The sequence below is a fragment of the Streptomyces sp. NPDC014991 genome (assembly GCF_043080665.1).
Classification (GTDB): domain Bacteria; phylum Actinomycetota; class Actinomycetes; order Streptomycetales; family Streptomycetaceae; genus Streptomyces.
In genome coordinates, this window is sequence record NZ_JBIBVY010000016.1 from 170534 (window position 1) to 190231 (window position 19698).

General features: G+C 74.4%; 20 protein-coding genes. 4 read left to right on the plus strand and 16 right to left on the minus strand.

Features of this window, described 5'->3' with window-relative positions:
• The first annotated feature begins 31 nt into the window (after window positions 1–31).
• Entirely contained in the window at window positions 32–1225 is a 1194-nt protein-coding gene (locus tag ACF1BE_RS24355) for a methyltransferase domain-containing protein (protein WP_392201132.1), read from the plus strand.
• A gap of 222 nt (window positions 1226–1447) precedes the next feature.
• On the opposite strand, the gene ACF1BE_RS24360 is transcribed toward ACF1BE_RS24355, so the two are convergent.
• The 10 genes from ACF1BE_RS24360 to tsaB all read right to left on the minus strand — a co-directional run bounded on the left by ACF1BE_RS24360 (window position 1448) and on the right by tsaB (window position 10869).
• Entirely contained in the window at window positions 1448–1705 is a 258-nt protein-coding gene (locus ACF1BE_RS24360) for a hypothetical protein (RefSeq protein WP_392201133.1), read from the minus strand.
• Between the two features lie 23 nt (window positions 1706–1728).
• Window positions 1729–3102 carry an FG-GAP-like repeat-containing protein gene (locus ACF1BE_RS24365; RefSeq protein WP_392201134.1) on the minus strand — a complete coding sequence of 458 codons (1374 nt, stop codon included), beginning with the start codon at window positions 3100–3102 and terminating at the stop codon, window positions 1729–1731.
• Window positions 3103–3505: 403 nt separating this feature from the next.
• Entirely contained in the window at window positions 3506–4873 is a 1368-nt protein-coding gene (locus tag ACF1BE_RS24370; RefSeq protein ID WP_392201135.1) for an endo-1,4-beta-xylanase, read from the minus strand.
• Between the two features lie 90 nt (window positions 4874–4963).
• Window positions 4964–5995 carry a LacI family DNA-binding transcriptional regulator gene (locus tag ACF1BE_RS24375; protein WP_392201136.1) on the minus strand — a complete coding sequence of 344 codons (1032 nt, stop codon included), beginning with the start codon at window positions 5993–5995 and terminating at the stop codon, window positions 4964–4966.
• A 158-nt stretch (window positions 5996–6153) separates the two neighbouring features.
• Entirely contained in the window at window positions 6154–7053 is a 900-nt protein-coding gene (locus ACF1BE_RS24380; RefSeq protein WP_392201137.1) for an NAD-dependent protein deacetylase, read from the minus strand.
• 86 nt (window positions 7054–7139) lie between these two features.
• Window positions 7140–8045, minus strand: a complete 906-nt coding sequence (locus ACF1BE_RS24385; protein ID WP_392201138.1) for a poly-gamma-glutamate hydrolase family protein — start codon at window positions 8043–8045, stop codon at window positions 7140–7142.
• 296 nt (window positions 8046–8341) lie between these two features.
• Window positions 8342–8599, minus strand: a complete 258-nt coding sequence (locus ACF1BE_RS24390) for a hypothetical protein (protein ID WP_392201139.1) — start codon at window positions 8597–8599, stop codon at window positions 8342–8344.
• Entirely contained in the window at window positions 8596–9693 is a 1098-nt protein-coding gene (gene tsaD, locus ACF1BE_RS24395; protein ID WP_392201140.1) for a tRNA (adenosine(37)-N6)-threonylcarbamoyltransferase complex transferase subunit TsaD, read from the minus strand. Before tsaD ends, ACF1BE_RS24390 begins: the two co-directional genes overlap by 4 nt.
• Window positions 9686–10183: a ribosomal protein S18-alanine N-acetyltransferase gene (rimI, locus tag ACF1BE_RS24400; protein ID WP_392201156.1), complete on the minus strand. Its 498-nt coding sequence runs from the start codon at window positions 10181–10183 to the stop codon at window positions 9686–9688. The genes tsaD and rimI overlap by 8 nt, the downstream gene beginning before the upstream one ends.
• A gap of 29 nt (window positions 10184–10212) precedes the next feature.
• Window positions 10213–10869: a tRNA (adenosine(37)-N6)-threonylcarbamoyltransferase complex dimerization subunit type 1 TsaB gene (gene tsaB, locus ACF1BE_RS24405; protein ID WP_392201141.1), complete on the minus strand. Its 657-nt coding sequence runs from the start codon at window positions 10867–10869 to the stop codon at window positions 10213–10215.
• A gap of 113 nt (window positions 10870–10982) precedes the next feature.
• Here tsaB and ACF1BE_RS24410 point away from each other — a divergent pair, with 113 nt between their 5' ends.
• On the plus strand, window positions 10983–11534 hold the full coding sequence (locus ACF1BE_RS24410) for a hypothetical protein (protein ID WP_392201142.1): 552 nt from the start codon (window positions 10983–10985) through the stop codon (window positions 11532–11534).
• 432 nt (window positions 11535–11966) lie between these two features.
• Here the strand turns inward: ACF1BE_RS24410 and tsaE are convergent, their stop codons facing one another.
• The 6 genes from tsaE to ACF1BE_RS24440 form a co-directional block, all read right to left on the minus strand.
• Entirely contained in the window at window positions 11967–12497 is a 531-nt protein-coding gene (gene tsaE / locus ACF1BE_RS24415; RefSeq protein WP_392201143.1) for a tRNA (adenosine(37)-N6)-threonylcarbamoyltransferase complex ATPase subunit type 1 TsaE, read from the minus strand.
• Complete coding sequence (locus ACF1BE_RS24420) at window positions 12445–13722, minus strand: alpha/beta fold hydrolase (protein ID WP_392201144.1); 1278 nt, start codon at window positions 13720–13722, stop codon at window positions 12445–12447. The genes tsaE and ACF1BE_RS24420 overlap by 53 nt, the downstream gene beginning before the upstream one ends.
• A 122-nt stretch (window positions 13723–13844) precedes the next feature.
• Window positions 13845–15014, minus strand: a complete 1170-nt coding sequence (gene alr, locus ACF1BE_RS24425; RefSeq protein WP_392201145.1) for an alanine racemase — start codon at window positions 15012–15014, stop codon at window positions 13845–13847.
• A gap of 48 nt (window positions 15015–15062) precedes the next feature.
• On the minus strand, window positions 15063–16025 hold the full coding sequence (locus ACF1BE_RS24430) for a L,D-transpeptidase (RefSeq protein WP_392201157.1): 963 nt from the start codon (window positions 16023–16025) through the stop codon (window positions 15063–15065).
• A gap of 249 nt (window positions 16026–16274) precedes the next feature.
• The gene (locus tag ACF1BE_RS24435) at window positions 16275–17720 is read right to left on the minus strand and encodes an NAD(P)H-hydrate dehydratase (protein ID WP_392201146.1); all 1446 of its coding nucleotides are present in this window, start codon (window positions 17718–17720) and stop codon (window positions 16275–16277) included.
• A 54-nt stretch (window positions 17721–17774) separates the two neighbouring features.
• A complete protein-coding gene (locus ACF1BE_RS24440; RefSeq protein ID WP_392201147.1) occupies window positions 17775–18146 on the minus strand; it encodes a holo-ACP synthase in 372 nt (123 codons plus the stop codon).
• Between the two features lie 119 nt (window positions 18147–18265).
• Between ACF1BE_RS24440 and ACF1BE_RS24445 the strand changes: the two genes are divergently transcribed.
• Together ACF1BE_RS24445 and ACF1BE_RS24450 are read left to right on the plus strand one after the other, a co-directional pair.
• A complete protein-coding gene (locus ACF1BE_RS24445) occupies window positions 18266–19048 on the plus strand; it encodes an SDR family NAD(P)-dependent oxidoreductase (protein ID WP_392201148.1) in 783 nt (260 codons plus the stop codon).
• 101 nt (window positions 19049–19149) lie between these two features.
• Window positions 19150–19500, plus strand: a complete 351-nt coding sequence (locus ACF1BE_RS24450; protein WP_392201149.1) for a hypothetical protein — start codon at window positions 19150–19152, stop codon at window positions 19498–19500.
• Window positions 19501–19698 lie beyond the last annotated feature (198 nt).

Here is a 19698-nt window from a genome sequence, read left to right on the forward strand (position 1 = left end):
CACCATCCACCGACTGGCCCACAATGACCCGGTGAACGACCTCGCTCTGCTCCTCACCCCCGAAGGCCGCGCCCTCCTCGACGAGGTCCGCGACACCGCCCCGGCGGACGAACTCGCCGTCGCCACCCGGCTGCGCCGCGACCACCCCGCCGAGCTGGTGTCGGCCGCGCTCGGCCAGGCCCGGCTGCGGCAGCGGGCGGCGGCCAAGTTCGGTCACGAGGACGCCGGGCGGATGTTCTTCACGCCGAACGGGGTCGAGCAGTCGACGCGGACCCCTGTGGCCGCCTACCGGGCGCAGCGGTTCCGGGACCTCGGCGTCACGTCCGTGGCCGACCTGTGCTGCGGGATCGGCGGCGACGCGATCGCGCTCGCGCGGGCCGGGATCCGCGTGCTGGCCGTGGACCGGGACCCGCTGACCGCGGCGGCCGCCCGCGCGAACGCCGAGGCGCTGGGCCTCGCCGGGCTGATCGAGGTGCGGGAGGCGGACGTCACGGAGGTCGACGTCACCGGGTACGACGCGGTGTTCGTGGACCCGGCCCGGCGGGGCGGACGCGGCCGGATCTTCGACCCGGAGGCGTACTCGCCGCCGCTGTCCTGGGCGGTCCGGACCGCCGCCGGGGCGCCGCTCGCCGCGCTGAAGATCGCCCCGGGCATTCCGCACGAGGCGGTGCCCGGCGCCGCCGAGGCCGAGTGGGTCTCCGACGGCGGCGACGTGAAGGAGGCGGTGCTGTGGTTCGGGACGGGGACGCCGGGTGCCGTGCGGGCCACGCTGCTGCCGGGCCCGCGCACGCTGGCCGGCCGGGGCCTGCCCGATCCCCTGGTGCGGCCGGTGGGGCGGTACCTGTACGAGCCGGACGGTGCCGTGATCCGCGCCCACCTGGTCGCGGAGGTGGCCGAGGAGATCGGCGGCGGCCTCGTGGACCCGACCATCGCCTATGTCACCGCGGACGAGCTGCGGCCCACGCCGTACGCGTCCGCCTACGAGATCACCGACCGGCTCCCGTTCAACGTCAAGAAGCTGAAGGCGCTGCTGCGCGAGCGCGCGGTCGGCACGCTGACCGTGAAGAAGCGCGGCTCGGCGGTCGAGCCGGAGGAACTGCGCCGGAAGGTGAAACCGCAGGGGCCGAACGCGGCCACCGTGTTCCTCACCCGGGTGGCGGGGGCGCCGACGATGCTGGTCGGGGCCCCGGCCCGGGAAGTTGCCGGCGCGCCCCGGACCGGCTGAGAACAGAGCCCGTTCCCTTTCGTGGCGGGTCGGACCGGCCGCACGGCGAACGCCTCTCGGACCTCGGCGGTGCGGCCCGGCCGGGCGGGCCGGGCGGGCAGGCCCGCACGGACGCCGGCCGGCGGGCGGCGGTCGCGCCGGGGGCACGACGACCGGCGGGGCCACCGGCTTCAGGCCCTGCTGCCGGGGTCCGTCGGCCGTCGACACGGCCACCGCCCCGGTTCAGCTCGACCACCGGCCAGGGGGCCACCGGGCGGCGGGGCGGGCGGCCGCACGGGCTCGGCCCTCGGCGGTCTCCCGCAGCCCGCAGGCGAACTGCCACTCCGGGCCGTGCATCCTCAGGGACCGCCGGGTCCGCTCCAGCGCCTCGGCCCGGTCCTCGCACCCCATCAGCGCGTAGCCGCCGACGGCGGACGGGCCGGGGCCGCATCGGGTCCTCGCCGGGCCCGGCGGCGGGGCCGGGGACTCGTCGATGCGCACGTCTGCCGCCCCCGCGGCCCGCCCTACCTCAGCTCGAAGCCGAACGCCGCCTTCGTGTACGGCGCCTTCACCGCCTTGCCGCCGAAGACCAGGGCCGCGTCCGTGGTCAGGCCCGAGGGGCGTCCGCGCAGCACCCACACCGCACCGTTGCCGCCGTCCTCGCCGGGGGCGGCCGCGGCCAGGTCGGCGTGACCGTTGCCGTTGATGTCGAGCAGCCGGACCACGTACCCGAAGGAGTCGTACTGCTCGGCGGTGCCCGGGACGCCCTTGGTGTTCTGGCCGAAGGCCTGGGCGCCGGCGCCGGTCGGCCCGGAGCGGCTGCCGCGCAGCACGTCCACCACTCCCTCGCCGTTCTCGTCGGGCGCGCCGACCGCGAGGTCGTCGACACCGTCGCCGGTGATGTCACCGACCGCGACCGACTGGCCGAACTTGTCGGTCCCCTCCCGGCTGCCGGGGACACCGGGCGTGTCCTGCGTGAACTGCTTCCACGTGTCCCGGCCGCCCAGCCCGGCGGCGCTGCCGTACATCACCCAGACCGCGTTGTCGTCCTGGAACCCGGTGACGAGGTCGTCGTACCCGTCGTCGTCGAGGTCGCCGATCGCGGCCGCGCCGTCGCCGCCCGGGTGGTGGTCGGTGACACGGGTGAGGCCGGCGGGGCCGCTGAGGTAGAGGGTGCTGCACTTGTTGCCGTCGCCGCAGTAGGCGGTCAGCACCAGGTCGGTACGGCCGTCGCCGTTGATGTCGCCGGTGTCGCCGTCGCGGATGTCGATGTACCTGAGGTGGTCGGGGTCGAGCGGGATCCGCGCGGCCGGGTTGCCGGTGCGCTTGAGCGGGCCCTTCCAGATCGTGGCGGTGGTGCCGGCCGGGTCGTCGCCACCGCCGGAACCGGCGCTGAACACGGCCAGGTCGAGGTGCCCGTCGCCGTCGAAGTCACCGGTCTGGGTGCCGGTGGCCGGGATCCGCCTGCCGCCGGACAGCCCGCGCGGCCCGCCCCAGACGACGGCCCCGCCGTCCCGCAGCGAACTGCTGCCGACGACGAGGTCCGTGTAGCCGTCGCCGTCCAGGTCGCCCTCGGAGATCTGCAGTCCGAAGCGCTGCCCCTTGACGGGGTCGCCGGGGACTCCCGCGGTGGCCCGGCTGAGGATCGTGCGGTGACCGGTCGACAGGCCGTGCGGGCCGCCGTACATCACGGTGACGTAGCCCGCCCCGGCCTGACCGCCGACGGTGGCGTTCGGGGCCCCGACGGCCAGGTCGGCGTATCCGTCGCCGTTGAAGTCGTCACGGACCGGTGCGGCCTCGAAGGAGGTGGCGGACGCGGCCGGGACGGTGAGGGTGAGGGCGGTCAGGCCCAGGGACAGCGGCAGCGCCCAACGGGCGTGCGAACGCAGGCGGAACAACGGAAAACCCCCTGGTGTACGGCGACTTGGTCACCGCGGGAGACCCGCGGGCCACCCGGAAGGTTGTGCGGTCCAGTGCGCGGAGGCCCGGAGTGCGCTCGCCGCCGGCGCTGTGACGACACGCACGGCTGCGGCCGGGGGCACGTGTGTCACGCCGGCCCGGCCCCTGCAGGCACCGGCAAGCGGCTGCGGCACGGACGCCGGCGCCCCCTCCCCGCACGCCCGGCGGCGGGCCGGCCCGGCACCACGCCGCCCGCCGGGGCGAGGCCGGCGGCCCGCTACCGACCGCCGCCCGCCGGGCCGTCGTGGCGCCCCGCGCCTCGTGTCGCGTCCCGACAGGAACGTGCGTCCGGGGTGTCAGCGGGATGTCAGCGGAGGCCGCGTCGGTTCCCTCGAAGGAGTCTCATCCCAGTGTCACCGTCGGGACCGGATTACTGCCGGTCCAGGAGGCGTTGAACCCGAAGGTCACCGAACCGCCGTCCGGGACGGCGCCGTTGTAGGACACGTTGGCGCATGACACGGCCGTCCCCGACTGGGTGCAGGCCGCGTTCCAGGCCTGGGTGATCCGCTGGCCCGCGCCGTAGCTCCAGCTCACCTTCCACGAGGACAGCGAGGCGCCGGAGCAGGAGATTCTCACCTGGCCGGTGAAGCCGTTGTTCCACTGGCTGGTGACGGTGTACGTGGCGGTGCAGGCGCCGGGGCCCGGCGGCGGGGTGGTGGTGGAGCCGCCGAGCGCCTCCGCTATGCCGTGGTACGCCGGTTTGGGCTGGTAGCTCTCGTCGTACGGGGTCGCCGCCCCGTAGCCGGGGAAGGTGCCCGGCACCCATGAGTCGGCGTCGGTGAAGCCCCAGACGGTGACGTTGACGCAGCGGGTCACGGCCGCGCACGCGGCCACGACGGACTTGAAGTCGGCCGCCTGTCGGGCAAGTTTCGCGCTGTCGGCCGGCAGCTGCATGCGGACGTCCAGCTCGGTGATCGCCACGTCGACGCCGAGGTCGGCGAAGCGCTGGATGTTCTGCTGGAGCGTCGACGGCACCTGGCCGAGGATCAGATGGGCCTGGAGGCCGACGCCGCCGATCGGAACGCCCTGCTCCTTGAGGGACCTGACCAGGTCGTACAGGGCGGTGGACTTCGCGTTGACGCCCTCGACGTTGTAGTCGTTGATGTACAGCTTGGCGTCCGGGTCCGCCGCGTGCGCCCAGGTCAGGGCGTTCGCGATGTAGCCCGGGCCGAGGCCGTTGTACCAGAGGTCAGAGCGGTAGGTGCCGTCCTCGTTGAAGGGTTCGTTGACGACGTCCCAGGCCGCGATCCTGCCCTTGTAGCGGCCGACCTCGGTGCTGATGTGGTTCTGGAGCAGGCTGCCGAGCTGGGCGGAGGTCCAGCTGCCGTTGCTGAGCCAGCCCGGGTTCTGGCTGTGCCAGACCAGGGTGTGGCCGCGCACCTGCTGGTCGTGGGCCTGGGCGAAGGCCACGATCTGGTCGGCCTCGGTCCAGTTGAAGCTGCCCTGGCTGGGCTCGACGGTCTCCCACTTCATGGCGTTGCCGGGGGTGAGCGAACCGAACTGGCTTCCGGTGATGTCGCCGTAGGCCCCGGTGAGCCGGGAGCCGGTGACGGCGGTGCCGACGACCTTGCCCTTCGCCGCCGCGAGATCGCGCAGCGGGGTGTCGGCGGCGTGCGCCGCGGGCGCCGTGAGCAGCAGCGCCGCGCCGGTCAGCAAGGATGCGAGGGAAGTGAGGGATGCGAGAGGTAAGCCGGTCCTGAGAGATCTCATGGCGGGGGCCTCCGAAAGTTTCGGTCGAACAACCGATTGACTCGGAGCAGTGTGGGGTGGTGCTCGGCACCCGTCAATACATCCGGGCCCTCAGACCGCAGCGGGCGGCGCCGTGCTCGACCGCACCACCAGACTCGTCGCCAGCTCCACCCGGGTCGCCGCCCGCTCCCCCTCGGCGCGCCCCAGCTCCAGCACCAGCCGGGCCGCGGCCTCGGCCATCTCGGTCAGCGGCTGCCGCACGGTCGTCAGCGGCGGGCCCACCCAGCGGGCCACCGGCAGGTCGTCGAAGCCGACCACGCTCAGGTCCTCCGGGACGCGCAGGCCGAGTTCGCGGGCGGCCTCGTACAGGCCGAGCGCCTGGAGGTCGTTGCCCGCGAAGACGGCGGTCGGCCGGTCCGGGCGGCGCAGCAGTTCCAGGCCCAGGCGGTAGCCGGCGTCGTGGTGGAAGTCGCCGGTCACGACGAGCGAGGGGTCCACGGACACACCGGCCGTCTCCAGGGCCGCCCGGTAGCCGTCGACCCGGGCCCGGCTGCACATCATCCGGGACGGCCCGCTGATCGCACCGATCCGGGTGTGGCCGAGTTCCACCAGGTGCCGGGTGGCGGCCAGCCCGCCCTGCCAGTTGGTGGCGCCGATCGAGGGCACGTCCGGGCCCGGGTCGCCGGCCGGGTCCATCACCACGAACGGGATGGACCGGCTGGTCAGCAGCGCCCGCTGCGACTCGTCGAGCCCGGACAGCACCAGCACCACGCCGTGCGGGCGGCGGGCGGCGACCTGGTCGGCCCAGGTCCGGCCCGGGGTGAGCCGCCCGGCCGACTCGGACAGGACGACGCTCAGGCCGGTGTCCCGGGCCACGTTCTCCACGCCCCGGATGACCTCCATCGCCCAGGCGCTCTCCAGTTCGTGGAAGACGAGGTCGATCAGCGGCGACCGGGAGGCCTCGGCGCGCCGGCGCCGGTAGCCGTAGGCGCGCAGCAGTTCCTCGACACGGGCGCGGGTGGTGGGGGCGACGTCGGCCCGGCCGTTGAGGACCTTCGAAACAGTCGGAGCGGACACCCCGGCCTCACGGGCGATCTCGGCGAGGGTCGCCGTCTGCGTCTCTGCGGGCTTCGAAGGCTTCATGCCCGCGATCGTAACCCCAGGGCCCGTCGCGACGAAGGTCCGAGCTCACCACGGATTCCCGAAACATTCGCTACACAATCCGAAACAATACCGGTCCGGGGCACCCGGGGCCCCGCCACCGGACTCGGCCATGGCGGCTCGGCCCCGATCACGGTGGTTCAGGCCGCTGCCTGGTCGTCGACGGGCAGGCCCAGTCGGCCGGCCACGGTGGTGAGGGCCGTTCCCAGGGGCAGCGCGACCCGGGTCAGGGCGTGCCGGTCGCCGCGGGTCGGGTCCCGGTTGACGATCAGCACCGGTTTGCCGGCCTCGGCCGCCTGGCGGACGAACCGGAGCCCGGACATCACCGTCAGCGAGGAACCCAGGACCAACAGCGAGGCCGCCTCCCGGACCAGCGCGCGGCAGTGCTCCACCCGCTGCGGTGGAACCGCCTCACCGAAGAACACCACGTCCGGCTTGAGGACGCCGCCGCAGACCGCGCAGGGCAGCACGCGGAAGTCGCCGACCTGTTCGTCGGTGAGGTCGGCGTCACCGTCCGGGTTGATCCCGGCGGCCACCGGCTCGAAGCCCGGATTGGCCTCCTCCAGCCGCCGGGCGAGGTCGCGGCGCGGACTGAGGGCGCCGCAGGAAAGGCAGACGACCCGGTCCAGGCTGCCGTGGAGTTCCACGACGCCCTCGCTGCCTGCGGCCTGGTGCAGGCCGTCGACGTTCTGGGTGATCACACCCGAGAGCAGGCCCTGCCGCCCGAAGGCGGCCACGGCCCGGTGCCCGGCGTTGGGCCGGGCACTGCCGAAGGTGCGCCAGCCGAGGTGGCTGCGCGCCCAGTACCGACGCCGGGCCCCGGCGTCGGCGGTGAAGTCCTGATAGGTCATCGGGGTGTGCCGGCTCAGGCTCCCGCCCTCGCCCCGGTAGTCGGGGATGCCCGACTCCGTGGAGATGCCCGCCCCGCTGAGCACCAGCACACCGCCGGTGCCCAGCGCGGCGGCGACCGGCTCCGGGTCGGTGGTGCCCGCGGGCAGGTCCTCGGTGGGGGTCCAGCTCAGAGTGGGGCGCATGCGCATGCCGCCAGGGTACGGAACGGGCCGCCTCCACTCCCCGGCGTCACCGAGGGTGACGGGCGCGGCGCGGTGGCCCGAGCCGTGCCGTCCTAGAGGGCGTCGAGGCCCAGCTCGTGGTTTCTGATCGCCTCGCGGACGGCGCCCACGAAGCCGTTCCAGAAGTGGTCGGCGTAGGGGCTGTCGGCGCTCGGCACCCCGGCCGTCGTCCTGCGCTTGGCGGCGCCGGAGAAGTCACCGAACATCGCCTTGCGCAGTGCCGTGGACAGCTCCATCTGGGCGCCGGCGCCGGTACGGGTGCGGTTGACGATGTTGGCCGGGTCGTCGCCGTTGATGGGGTCCGTGGCGCCCGCGAGGACCACGGTCACGTTCCGGTCGGCGTCGGCCGCCGGGGTGGTCAGCCCGTACTTCGTGAAGGCCGCGAGCAGGTTGCGCTTGAGCCGCTCGTCCCGGCCACCGATGACGATCTTCTTCGTGGCCGTGTCGTCGAAGCCGTGCAGGGCGACGGCGTACAGGTTGCCGGTGCAGACGGCGAGGGCGGCAGGGTCGTCGCAGTGGGTGGCGGTGACGTGCTGCGCGGCGGAGTTGGCCAGGGCTTCGAACATCCAGTAGTCGCGCTGCGGCTCTCCGGGCACCGCCGCGCTCGCCGGGTCGGTGCCCGCGTCGAACGGCGTGTAACCGGCGACGGCCAGGCACAGCTCGCTCGTGCCGGCCTCGATCCCGCCGCCGTGCGGCGCGAGCACCGCCGTGCTGGTGACGGGGCTGCTCGTGCCGCGGGCGTTGTCCGTGACCTGCACCGGCGCCCCTATGCGGAACCGGCGCGACCAGTCGGTGCCCTCCTTGGCCGCGGTACGGGTGTACAGGTCGGTGTTCGACCCGTACTGGTCGGCCGCCGCGGCCGGCGTGGCACCGCCGCCCATCACGGCGTTGAGGGTGGGCAGGCCGGCGGCTACGGCGGCGACGGAGGCGAGGACGGTGCGTCTGCTGCTGTTGTTCACATGGCGATCCTGTATCACGGTCCGACGGCCGCCCCGGCCGGGTCTGTCCGGGCATGACAATGGGGAGGGTGACGCGGGCGCCGACGGCCGGGGGGCCGTAACGCCGATACCCCGCCCCCGGGTATCCGGGGGCGGGGTATCGAGTGGAGCGCCGGGCAGGCCTTGCACCTGCATCTCCCCGCAGGAAGCGGGACGTCTTTCCTTGGACCACCAACGCACTGCGTCCGGGCCGGCGTTCCGGCCGTTCGCTGTGTGATGATCATAGCGCAGTCCGGCCGGAAGGATCAACCCGCCGCTCAGCCGTCCGCCACCGCCTCGAACCGCCAGCGGTGCACGGCGCGCGTCACCAGCTCCGCGTCCGGCTCGGGCAGTTCGGGCAGCGGGGCGTCGTAGGGCGCGTCCCACCACGTGATGACCAGCACCCGGTCCTGCGGCGCGCGGAAGGTCTCGCGCCGCGCCGGCCCGGGGGTGAGGGCCTGTCCGCGGACCCAGGCCAGCAGGTCCTCCCCGCGGCCCGCGGCGGCCCGCGCCTCCCACATCAGCGCGACGGTCACGAGTACAGGTTCTCCTTGCTGACCTCGTGCACGTGATCGTGGGTGTGGTCGTGGCCCGGGACGTGCGGGTCGGTCACCGGCAGGGAGGAGTCGGCCGACAGGTCCCAGGCGGAGGCGGCCCGGTTGCGGGCGACCATCTCGGCGCCGAGCGCGGCCACCATCGCACCGTTGTCCGTGCACAGCTTGGGGCGGGGCACGCGCAGCCGGATGCCGGCCGCCTCGCAGCGTTCCAGGGCGAGGGCGCGCAGCCGGGAGTTGGCGGCCACCCCGCCGCCGATCATCAGGTGGTCGACGCCCTCGTCCTTGCAGGCGCGGACGGCCTTGCGGGTGAGGACGTCGACGACGGCCTCCTGGAAGGAGGCGGCCACGTCGCGCACCGGGACGTCCTCGCCGGCCGCGCGCCGGGCCTCGATCCAGCGCGCCACGGCGGTCTTCAGACCCGAGAAGGAGAAGTCGTACGCCGGGTCGCGCGGGCCGGTCAGGCCGCGCGGGAAGGCGATGGCCCGCGGGTCGCCCTCCTTCGCGTACCGGTCGATGACCGGGCCGCCGGGGAAGCCCAGGTTCAGCACGCGGGCGATCTTGTCGAAGGCCTCGCCGGCCGCGTCGTCGATGGTCGCGCCCATCGGGCGGACGTCGGAGGTGATGTCCGAGGACAGCAGCAGCGAGGAGTGGCCGCCGGACACCAGCAGGGCCATCGTCGGCTCGGGCAGCGGGCCGTGCTCCAGCTGGTCCACGCAGATGTGCGAGGCGAGGTGGTTGACGCCGTACAGGGGCTTGCCGAGGGCGTAGGCGTACGCCTTGGCCGCCGAGACACCGACGAGCAGCGCGCCCGCGAGCCCGGGACCGGCGGTGACCGCGATGCCGTCCAGGTCGCGGGCACGGACGCCCGCCTCCTTCAGCGCGCGGTCGATGGTGGGGACCATCGCCTCCAGGTGTGCCCGGGACGCCACCTCGGGCACGACTCCGCCGAAGCGCGCGTGCTCGTCGACGCTGGAGGCGACGGCGTCCGCCAGCAGGGTGGTGCCGCGGACGATGCCGACGCCGGTCTCGTCGCAGGAGGTCTCGATGCCGAGGACGAGTGGTTCGTCAGTCATTGATATCGGTTCCTTGTACGGGGGCGGAGCCCGCAGCGGAGCCGCTGCCGGGTTCCGTGGTCAGGCGCATCACCAGGGCGTCGATGTTGCCCGGCTGGTAGTAGCCGCGCCGGAAGCCGATGGGGGCGAAGCCGAAGCGCTCGTAGAGCCTCTGGGCGCGGACGTTGTCGACCCGGCACTCGAGCAGCACCTCGTGGCACTCGAACGCGGTCGCGGCGCGCAGCAGCTCGGTGAGCAGGCGGGCGCCCAGGCCGGTGCGCTGGTGGTCGCGGGCGACGGCGATGGTCTGGACGTCGGCCTGCTCGCCTGCGGCGACGAGGCCGGCGTATCCGACGACGCGGCCGTCGGACTCGGCCACGAGGTAGCGCCGGGTGGCGTCCGGGCCCCGGGAGTGGGCCAGCTCGGACCAGAACATGCCCCGGGACCAGGCGTCCTCGGGGAAGAGGTCCTTCTCCAGCACCAGGACCGGGTCGATGTCCCACCAGCGCATCTCGCGCAGTGCGGGGGCTGCCGGCTGTGTCACTTGGGGGTGACCACCTTGTAGTTCTTGGGGACCTGGGCATCGGGCCGGCGCAGGTACAGCGGCCGCGGCGCCGGGAGTTCCTCGCCCGCGGCAAGCTTCCCGGCGGCGAGCGAGGCGAGGGACGCGGCGGACACGTGCTCCGGCTCGCGGGCGTCCCCGAACGTGTCCGGGTACAGCAGCGCGCCGGCCCCGACCGCCGGGAGCCCGGCGACCTGCTCGGCGATGTCGGCCGGACGGTCGACGGCCGGGCCGGTCAGGCGGGTGCGCGGGTCGGCGTACGTGGCCCAGTAGACCTCCTTGCGCCGGGCGTCGGTCGCCACGACGAAGGGGCCCGTCTCGATGCCGGCGGCGTGGGCGAGGCCGTCGAGCGTGCACACGCCGTACACCGGGACGCCGAGCGCGAGGCCGAAGGTGTCGGCGGTCATCAGGCCGACACGCAGGCCGGTGTAGGGGCCGGGGCCGGTGCCGACGACGATCCCGGTGACCGCCTCCAGCTTCAGCCCGGCCCGGGTGAGCACGCGGTCGACGGCCGGCAGCAGCAGCTCTCCGTGCCGGCGCGCGTCCACCTGGCTCGACGAGGCGATGACGTCGGTGCCGTCGTGCAGCGCGACGGTGACGGCGGGTGTTGCGGTATCCAGAGCGAGCAAGAGCACGCGAACAGCCTACGGCGCCCGCGCCGCCCGCATGGCCGTCCGGGTCGTACGGTCACCGACTGCTACGGTCTGTACGAAGTACGGCATATCGGATGAAATGGAGGTGGGCGCACGTGGCAGGGACCAGCTCGGGAGTCGTGGCCGTCCTCACCGCTGCGGCCGTCGGAGCGATCGGTTTCCTCGCCTACCGGGCCCAGGCGACCGTCCCGGCGGCCCTGGGTGACACGCCGGCCGCGCACGCGTCCCCCACGTCCGCGCCCAAGGCTCCCCGGGACCGGCGCGACCCGACCGCCCTGCCGGGCGGCTCCGGCACGGGTGAACGGGTGGTGTACTCGGTGGACGACGACCGGGTCTGGCTGGTCGGCGACCGCGACCAGACGCAGCGCACCTTCCCGGTGCGCCCGGGGAACGTGGATCCGCCGCTCGGCACCTACTGGGTGACCTCCCGCTCCAACGCGGTCACCGGGACCGACGGCCGCCCCGTCGAACACGTGGTGCGCTTCACCACCGTGCAGGGCGTGGTGATCGGATTCAGCGCGGCGGTGGGCGACGGCCCCGGCCCGGCGGCCGGTGTGAAGACGGGCGGGATCCGGGAGAACCGGGAGGACGGGGACGCGATGTGGCGCTTCGCGACGATCGGCGTACGGGTGGTCGTGATCCGCTAGCCGGCCCCTGACCGCCACGGCGGTCCGCCGGCCGGCCTCCAGGCACCGGGATGGTCCCCGGGGCCGGGGCGCTTCTAGAACCGCCCTCGGCCCGCCGGGGACGTCCCCCAGCCGGTCTCAGGCCGCTCGGGGGTGGCCCTCCCCCACGGGAAGGACCACAGGCTCCGGCTTCCGGCGCGGTTCCGGGGCCCGCGGTGGCCGGGAGACGGCGTCCGCGGCGGCGCACGACGCCAGCAGATCGCGCATGGACACCCCGTCCGGGGTGGCGGGCCGGGGCCGGTGCGTGGGCCGGGCTGCGGTCATGGACGCCTCCTGGAGTGCGGGGGCGGGCGTAGTTAGGCACACCTAACTACGGGCTGGGTACCATGTGACCACGCCCGGGACGTCCCGCGCAATACGGTGCCGACAGCTTGTCGGGAAGTGCGCCGGCCCTCAGCCGGACAGCGTCTCCAGGCCGGCTCCGGCCCACCGCTCCCCCAGCCCCGCCAGGGTCACGTGCCGCACCTCGTCGGTGGTGTCCCCGACGGCACGGTGGATGACGATCTGGAGCCGGTCCTCGGTCAGCTCCTCGACCTTGCCCTCGCCCCACTCCACGACGATCACCGAGTCGGACAGGGAGACGTCGAGGTCCAGATCCTCCATCTCGTCCAGTCCGCCGGAGAGCCGGTAGGCGTCCACGTGGACCAGGGGCGGGCCGTCGCCGAGGGAGGGATGCACCCGGGCGATGACGAACGTCGGCGAGGTGACCGCGCCGCGCACGCCCATGCCCTCGCCGAGCCCGCGGGTCAGCGTGGTCTTGCCCGCGCCCAGTTCCCCGGTGAGCATCACCAGGTCACCCGCGCGCAGCAGCGCGGCGAGCCGGCGGCCCAGCTCCCGCATCTGCTCGGGCGAGGTGACCGTCAGCCGGGTCTCAGCGCGGTGGTGCGGTGCTGCGGGTGCTGCGGGTGCTGCTGGTCGTTCCATAGCCACTTACGGTAGCTCCTGCGGGCACCGCGCCCGCGCGGGTGAGCAGGTCCGCGAGGCGGTCGGTGACCACCTCCGGGTGCTCCAGCATCACCAGGTGCCCGGCGTCCGGCACGAGCACCAGCTCGGCCTCCGGGAGCAGGTCGGCGATGGCCTCACTGTGTTCGCTCGGCGTGACCAGGTCCCGCACACCGGCCAGCACCAGCACGGGCATCTCCCGGAAGCAGGTGAGCGCCTCGGTCTTGTCGTGGTCGGTGAAGGCCGGGTAGAACTCGGCGACCACGTCGATCGGCGTCGACTCGATCATCCGCTCGGCGAACCGTTCCACCGCCGGGTCGACGTCCCGCCCCGCGAACGAGTACCGCTTGATGATCCCGGCGAACAGGTCGGCGGTGGCCCGGCGCCCCTTCTCCACCAGCTCCGCCTGCTGCCCCAGCGCCCTGAGCACGCCGGGCAGGATCCGGCGCACCGCGTTGACGCCGGCCACGGGAAGGCCGAAGTTGACCTCGCCGAGCCGCCCGGACGACGTCCCCACGAAGACGGTGGCGACGACCCGGTCCCGGATCAGCTCGGGGTACTGGGCGGCGAGGGCCATGACGGTCATGCCGCCCATGGAGTGGCCGACCAGCACCACCGGCCCCTCCGGTACGGCGGCGTCGAGCACGGCCTTGAGGTCGCGGCCGAGCTGGTCGATGGTCAGGGGTACCCGGTCCCGGGCCTGGGCCACGCCCCGCGCGGAGCGCCCGTGGCTGCGCTGGTCCCAGTGCACGGTGCGCACCACCCCGCGCAGGGCGGCCCGCTGGAAGTGCCAGGAGTCCTGGCTGAGGCAGTAGCCGTGGCAGAAGACGACGGTGACCGGGGCGGGCGCCTTGCGCCCGAAGAGGCGGCGCCGGCGCGGGGAGACGTCCGGGCCCACGTCGGGCTCGGTCTCGTCGACCTCGTAGTACAGCTCGGTGCCGTCGTCGGCGTACGCCTTGCCGGGGGTCCCGCGCAGGGTGCCGTACGGCCCGGTGGAGTCCAGCGCCAGCCGGGCCCGGCGGCGCATCCCGCGCCCCACCGTCATCTGCTCGATGGCCACGCCGGCCGCCGCGCCCGCGGCGAGGACGCCGAGCGCGGCGCCGGCGACGCCGGTCGCCCTGCGCCAGCTCCCGGCCGCCCCCGCGGCGGAGGCGGCAGCCGCCGAGGCGACGACGTCGGCCACGACCTCCGCGCTGCTCTCGCTCACGTACCGCTCCTCTTCGCCGTACAACAGTTCGCTGGTGGGGTGAAACGGATGGTGCGCCGGTGCTCGTGCGTGACCTGCGGGACCGCCGTGACCGACGGTCCGGGTTGCCGCTCCCGAACGGGTTACCCGGGTTCCTGCCCGTTCACATAGACGCGGGGAACGCGCGTTCCGATGCGCGTGACGATCTCGTACGCGATCGTGCCGGACGCCTGCGCCCAGTCCTCGGCGGTCGGCTCACCCCGGTCGCCGGGCCCGAACAGCACCGCCTCCGCCCCCGCCGACGGCTCGTCACCGCCGAGGTCCACCACGAACTGGTCCATGGCGACCCGCCCGGCGACCGTCCGCCACTTGCCGTCGACCAGCACCGGGCCGGTGCCGGAGGCGTGCCGCGGGACGCCGTCCGCGTACCCGACGGGCACCAGGCCGAGCGTCGTCGGGCCCGGGGTGACGTAGTGGTGGCCGTAGCTCACGCCGTGCCCGCCGGGAACCCGCTTGACCAGGGCCAGCGACGCGCTGAGCGTCATCACCGGGCGCAGTCCGAGGTCGGCCGGGGTGCCCAGCTCGGGGCTGGGCGAGATCCCGTACAGGGCGATGCCCGTGCGGACCAGGTCGAAGTGGGACTCGGGCAGGGTGAGGGCGGCCGGCGAGTTGGCGATGTGCCGCACCTCGGGCCGTACGCCCTGCTCCTCGGCGTACGCCACCATCTCCCGGAACCGGCCGAGCTGCGCGGCGACGGACGGGTGCCCGGGCTCGTCGGCACACGCGAAGTGCGACCACAGGCCGGTGACGCGGACCAGGCCCGCGGCCTCGGCGCGCAGGGCCTCGGCGACCAGGCCGGCCCAGTCGTCGCCGGGCTGGCAGCCGTTGCGGCCGAGGCCGGTGTCGGCCTTGAGCTGCACCCGTGCGACCCGCCCGGCCTCCCGGGCGGCGGCGGTGACCTCCCGCATGGCCCACATGCCGCTCAGCGACACGTCGATGTCCGCCTCGATCGCCTGCCGCCAGGGTCCGCCCGGCACCCACAGCCAGCACAGGACCCGGCCCGGCAGCCCGGCCGCGCGCAGCGCGAGGGCCTCCTCGGCGGTGGCCGTGCCGAGCCAGGCCGCGCCCGCCGCGAGGGCGGCGCGGGCACAGGGCACCGCCCCGTGGCCGTACCCGTCGGACTTGACGACGGCCATCACGCCGGCGCCCCCCGCGCGGGCGCGCAGGGCCCGCACGTTGGCGCGCAGGGCGCCCAGATCGATCTCGGCGCGGGCCCGCAGGGAGGCGGTCGGCACAGTTGAAGTCTCACTCATGGCGCCCCCAGTGTCTCAGAGGGGGCCGTACGGGCTCCGGGCGCCGTGTCAGGTGCCCGGCCTGCGCCCCCACACGAAGACGCGGTCACCCTTCTTCAGCACGTTCCACAGCGCGCGTGCGTCGGCGAGCCTCAGGTTCACGCAGCCCATGGAGCCGACGGTGGTGTGAATGCTGCCGTAGACGGCGTGGAAGGCCTGGCCGCCGTCGAAGAACTGGGCGTACGGCATGGCCTGGCCGTACAGCGTCGACACGTGGTTCTTGTGCCGCCAGTACACGGTGTGCCAGCCCTTACGGGTGGCGTGCCCCTTGCCTCCGCTGCGCATCGGCACCGGCCCGAACACCACCCGGGAACCCTTCTGCACCCAGGTGAGCTGACGGTCCAGATCGACACAGGCGACCCGGTGGGAGCGCACCGGGCACTTCCCGGCGGCGTTCGGGTTCTTCCCGGCCGAGATCAGCATCATCGTCGACCAGGTGACGGGCCCGGCGAACCCGGCGGCCGGCTTGATCCGGTACGCGATCTGGAACGCCCGGATCGTTCGGCAGTCGGAGGCGGACTGCCTCCCGTCCACCTTCAGCTTCAGCCACCGTTCGACCTGCCGCTGGTACGGGCCGGTCTGCCTGGTGCACGTCACCTTGGCGACGGCGTCCCCCAACGGCACGTACTCGATGAGGTCGTACGTCCCCGGCGCCGCGTCCCTGGGCTCCACCGCGTCCTCCGCCGCACTGGGCGTGTACACCCGCGGCGGCAGAGCCTGGTCGGGCGTGTCGATCTGCCAGGGCTGCGCGGGGCCGGGCGGCACGCCGGGGACGAGACCGGAGAGGGGGACGGGGGCGGGAGCGGGGGCGGGGGCGGGCGGCTTCGGGGAGATGCCCGGGCCGACGGGGGTGGGTACGGCGCGTACGGCGGTTACCGCGGCCACGGCGGTGCCGGTGCTGCCGGCCACCGGAAAGGCCGTGCCGGCGGCGAGCAGCACCGCTGCACCCCGGTACACAAGTCGTCCGCTGATCATGCAATCAGCCAAACGCGGGGACCGCCGGAAACGGGGGTGCCGCGCGGAGGGCGTCACCCGGGGGGCGGAGGCGGCGCGCGTCCGGCGGCGGGCTCGGGGGTCATGGGGGCCGGGCGCGCCGCGGGGATCGGTGCGGGCCCTCCCGGGGGTGTTCCGTTCGCTGCCCGGGCGCGGGTGCGTCGTGGCTGGTCGCGCAGTTCCCGCGCCCCTGAGGCAGTCGGTGCGGGCCCGGGCGTGGGTGGGGGCTCAGGCGCGTACGTTTCGCCAGGCGTGGGGGATGTGGGACGCGATGTCGTGGGCGGCTGCCGGGGCGCCCTGCGGGTGGGGGCCGCCGGCTGCGAGGCGGCCCGCCAGTCCGTGGAGGTACGCGCCCGCGCTCGCCGCGTCCACCGCTGTCAGCCCCGCCGCCAGCAGCGACCCCGCCAGCCCCGACAGCACGTCGCCGCTGCCCGCAGTGGCCAGCCACGGCGTCCCCGTGGGGTTCACCCGCACCGTCCCGCCCCCGGAACCGGCGACCAGCGTCGTCGACCCCTTCAGCAGCACCGTCGCCCGGTACCGCGCCGCCAGCTCCCGCACCGCGGTCAGCCGGGCACCCTCGACCTCTTCCCGCCGTACCCCGAGCAGCGCGGCGGCCTCGCCCGCGTGCGGGGTCATCAGCGTCGGCGCCGTACGCCCCCGTACCGCCTCCCGCCCGGCCAGCCGCAGCCCGTCCGCGTCCAGGAGCACCGGTACGTCCGTCGCGAGCACCTGGGCCACGGTCGCCGCGTCGTCGCCGGCGCCCGGCCCGACCACCCAGGCCTGCACCCGCCCGGCCCCGGCGGGACCGGCGTCGGAGACGAGGGTCTCCGGGTAGCGCGCGAGGACCGCGTCGCCGGCCGGGCCGACGTACCGTACGGCCCCCGCCCCGCCCCGCAGCGCCCCGGACACGGCCAGCACGGCGGCCCCGGGGTAGCGTGCCGACCCCGCGGCGATCCCGACGACCCCGCGCCGGTACTTGTCGCTCTCCGCCGCCGGCTCCGGCAACAGCCGGGCCACGTCGGCGTGTTGCAGGGCCTCGATCTCGGGTACGGCGGGCAGCTCCAGCCCGATGTCGACGAGCCGTACGACCCCGGCGTACTCCCGCGCGGGGTCCACCAGCAGTCCCGGCTTGTACGTGCCGAAGGTGACGGTCAGGTCGGCCCGGAGCGCGGCCCCCCGCACCTCCCCGGTGTCCGCGTCGACCCCGCTGGGCAGGTCCACGGCCACGACGGCGGCCCGGGACCGCGCCACCATCCCGGCGAACCGCTCGGCGCCGGGCCGCAGCCCGCCCTTGCCGCCGATGCCGACGATCCCGTCCACGACCAGGTCGGCCCGCAGGATCAGTTCCTCGGCGGCGTCGGCGGCGGCGACCGTGCCGCCCGCCCGCCGCAGGGCGGCGAGTCCCTCGTGGTGGACCCGTCCGGGCGACAGCGGTACGGCCGTGACCCCGGCCCCGCGCCGGGCCAGCCGCGCCCCCGCGTACAGGGCGTCCCCGCCGTTGTCCCCGCTGCCGACCAGCAGCACCACCCGGCTGCCGTACACCCGTCCGAGCAGTCCGGCGCAGGCGGCGGCCAGTCCGGCGGCGGCCCGCTGCATCAGCGCCCCCTCCGGCAGCCGCGCCATCAGCGCCCGTTCGGCCGCCCTTACCGTCTCCACGCTGTACGCAGTACGCATGGCACCGAGTCTGCCCCGGAATCGCCGCCGCCCACACGCGGGCCGCCGCACGGGTCAGCCCTCGGCGACCACCACGGCCGAGGCGATGCCCGCGTCGTGACTGAGCGACACATGCCACGCCCGCACGCCCAGCTCCGCGGCCCGCGCGGCCACGGTCCCCTTCACCCGGAGCCGGGGCTGCCCGCTGTCCTCCACGAACACCTCGGCGTCGGTCCAGTGCAGCCCGGCCGGCGCCCCCAACGCCTTCGCCAGCGCCTCCTTGGCGGCGAACCGCGCCGCGAGCGAGGCGATCCCCCGCCGTTCCCCGCTGGGCAGCAGCAGCTCCCGCTCCACGAACAACCGGTCGGCCAGCCCGGGGGTCCGCTCCAGTGACGCCCGGAACCGGTCGATCTCGGCGACGTCGATGCCCACCCCGATGATGCTCATGCCGTGCACCCTACGACCACGGCCCCGCCGGTCCCTCCACCGCGACGGCACGGCGTGCCCGGTCACCCGGGCCCGAACCGGCCGCCGTACCGCTCCCCGCGCTCGCCTACGCTTCCGCCATGCCTTCCTCCCCCTCGTACCTCTCCGAGCTCTTCTCCCTCGACGGCCGCACCGCCCTGGTCACCGGCGGCAGTTCCGGTATCGGCCGGGCCGTGGCCGGTGCGCTGGCGCGGGCCGGGGCGCGGGTGGTGGTCGTGGCGCGCGGGGAGGAACAGCTGACCGCGACCGTCGCCGAGCTGGCCGCCGAGGGCTGCCGGGCGGCCTGGGTCAGCGGTGATCTGGGGACCCGGGAAGGCGTGCGCGCGGTCGCCGAGGAGGCGGCGGGTGTCTTCGGGGAGCCGGACATCCTCGTCAACTCCGCCGGGATCAACCTGCGTCCGCCGATGGGCGAGCTGGACGAGGAGGTGTGGGACGCCACGATGGCGGTGAATCTGGAGGCCCCGTTCCTGCTGGGGCAGCGGTTCGGGCCGGGTATGGCCGGCCGGGGCTTCGGCCGGATCATCCACATCAGCTCCCAGCAGGCACACCGGGCGTTCGTGCACAGTGGCGCGTACGGCGTCTCGAAGGGCGCGCTGGAGTCACTGGCCCGCTCGCAGGCGGAGGCATGGTCGCCGTACGGGGTCACCTCCAACACCCTCGTGCCGGGCTTCGTGATGACCCCGCTCAACGCCCGGCTGTCGTCCGACCCCGGGAAGGTGACGGCGCTGGCCGCGCGCACCATGGTCGGCCGCAACGGCCTCGCCGAGGACTTCTCGGGCGCCGCCGTCTTCCTCGCGAGCCGTGCCTCCGGTTATGTCACGGGCCAGTCGATCCACGTGGACGGCGGCTTCTCGGTGCACTGAAGCCCCGCGATCATGACAAGCATCCGCGGCCACTAGTCTTCCTGGTGACCGGTGATCCGTTTCAGCACGGACGCCATCGCACACAACGGGAGGACCCCGCCTTGAAGTTCAGGTCTCTGGGCACCGCGCTCACCACCGCCGCCCTCGTCGGCACGGCCCTCACCGGTGCCGTCGCCACCGCCGGCACCGCCTCCGCGGCCACGCTGCCGAGGGACTGCAGCAAGGCGATCGTCAACGTCAAGGCCAAGGAGACGGTCAACGTCCGCACCTCGCCGAAGACGACGGCCACGGCCGTCGGCATCTGGGGCAAGGGCAAGAAGGGCGGGGTCTGCAACGACGGCAAGGCCTACAAGGGCGGTTCGTACACGGCCTGCGGCAAGAAGAGCAACCTGTGGTACTACGGCGGCGACAAGAAGGACGGCTGGGTCCCGAAGACCTGCATCAACTGGTGACCTGCGTGCGCTAGGGCCTCTCTTTCGGATCTTGCCGGGGTCGCGGGGTCGGCACGCGGCGCCCGCGATCCCGGCCGGCCTGATCCGAAAGGCAGGCCCTAGCTGTGCTGTCCCGGCACGTTGGTGACACGCGGGCTGGGTGCTTGAACAGGTGAGGGCCTTCTGGGTTCGGTGTGGATTGCGACATCTGCACCAACG

Bases quoted from the DNA above. Each gene is read 5' to 3' on its own strand.
- tsaE (WP_392201143.1), bottom strand. From the start codon at position 12,497: ATGGAACGACCAGCAGCACCCGCAGCACCCGCAGCACCGCACCACCGC.
- ACF1BE_RS24445 (WP_392201148.1), top strand. From the start codon at position 18,266: ATGCCTTCCTCCCCCTCGTACCTCTCCGAGCTCTTCTCCCTCGACGGC.
- ACF1BE_RS24440 (WP_392201147.1), bottom strand. From the start codon at position 18,146: ATGAGCATCATCGGGGTGGGCATCGACGTCGCCGAGATCGACCGGTTC.
- ACF1BE_RS24375 (WP_392201136.1), bottom strand. From the start codon at position 5,995: ATGAAGCCTTCGAAGCCCGCAGAGACGCAGACGGCGACCCTCGCCGAG.
- ACF1BE_RS24435 (WP_392201146.1), bottom strand. From the start codon at position 17,720: ATGCGTACTGCGTACAGCGTGGAGACGGTAAGGGCGGCCGAACGGGCG.
- alr (WP_392201145.1), bottom strand. From the start codon at position 15,014: ATGAGTGAGACTTCAACTGTGCCGACCGCCTCCCTGCGGGCCCGCGCC.
- rimI (WP_392201156.1), bottom strand. From the start codon at position 10,183: ATGCGCTGGTGGGACATCGACCCGGTCCTGGTGCTGGAGAAGGACCTC.
- tsaD (WP_392201140.1), bottom strand. From the start codon at position 9,693: ATGACTGACGAACCACTCGTCCTCGGCATCGAGACCTCCTGCGACGAG.
- ACF1BE_RS24380 (WP_392201137.1), bottom strand. From the start codon at position 7,053: ATGCGCATGCGCCCCACTCTGAGCTGGACCCCCACCGAGGACCTGCCC.
- ACF1BE_RS24370 (WP_392201135.1), bottom strand. From the start codon at position 4,873: ATGAGATCTCTCAGGACCGGCTTACCTCTCGCATCCCTCACTTCCCTC.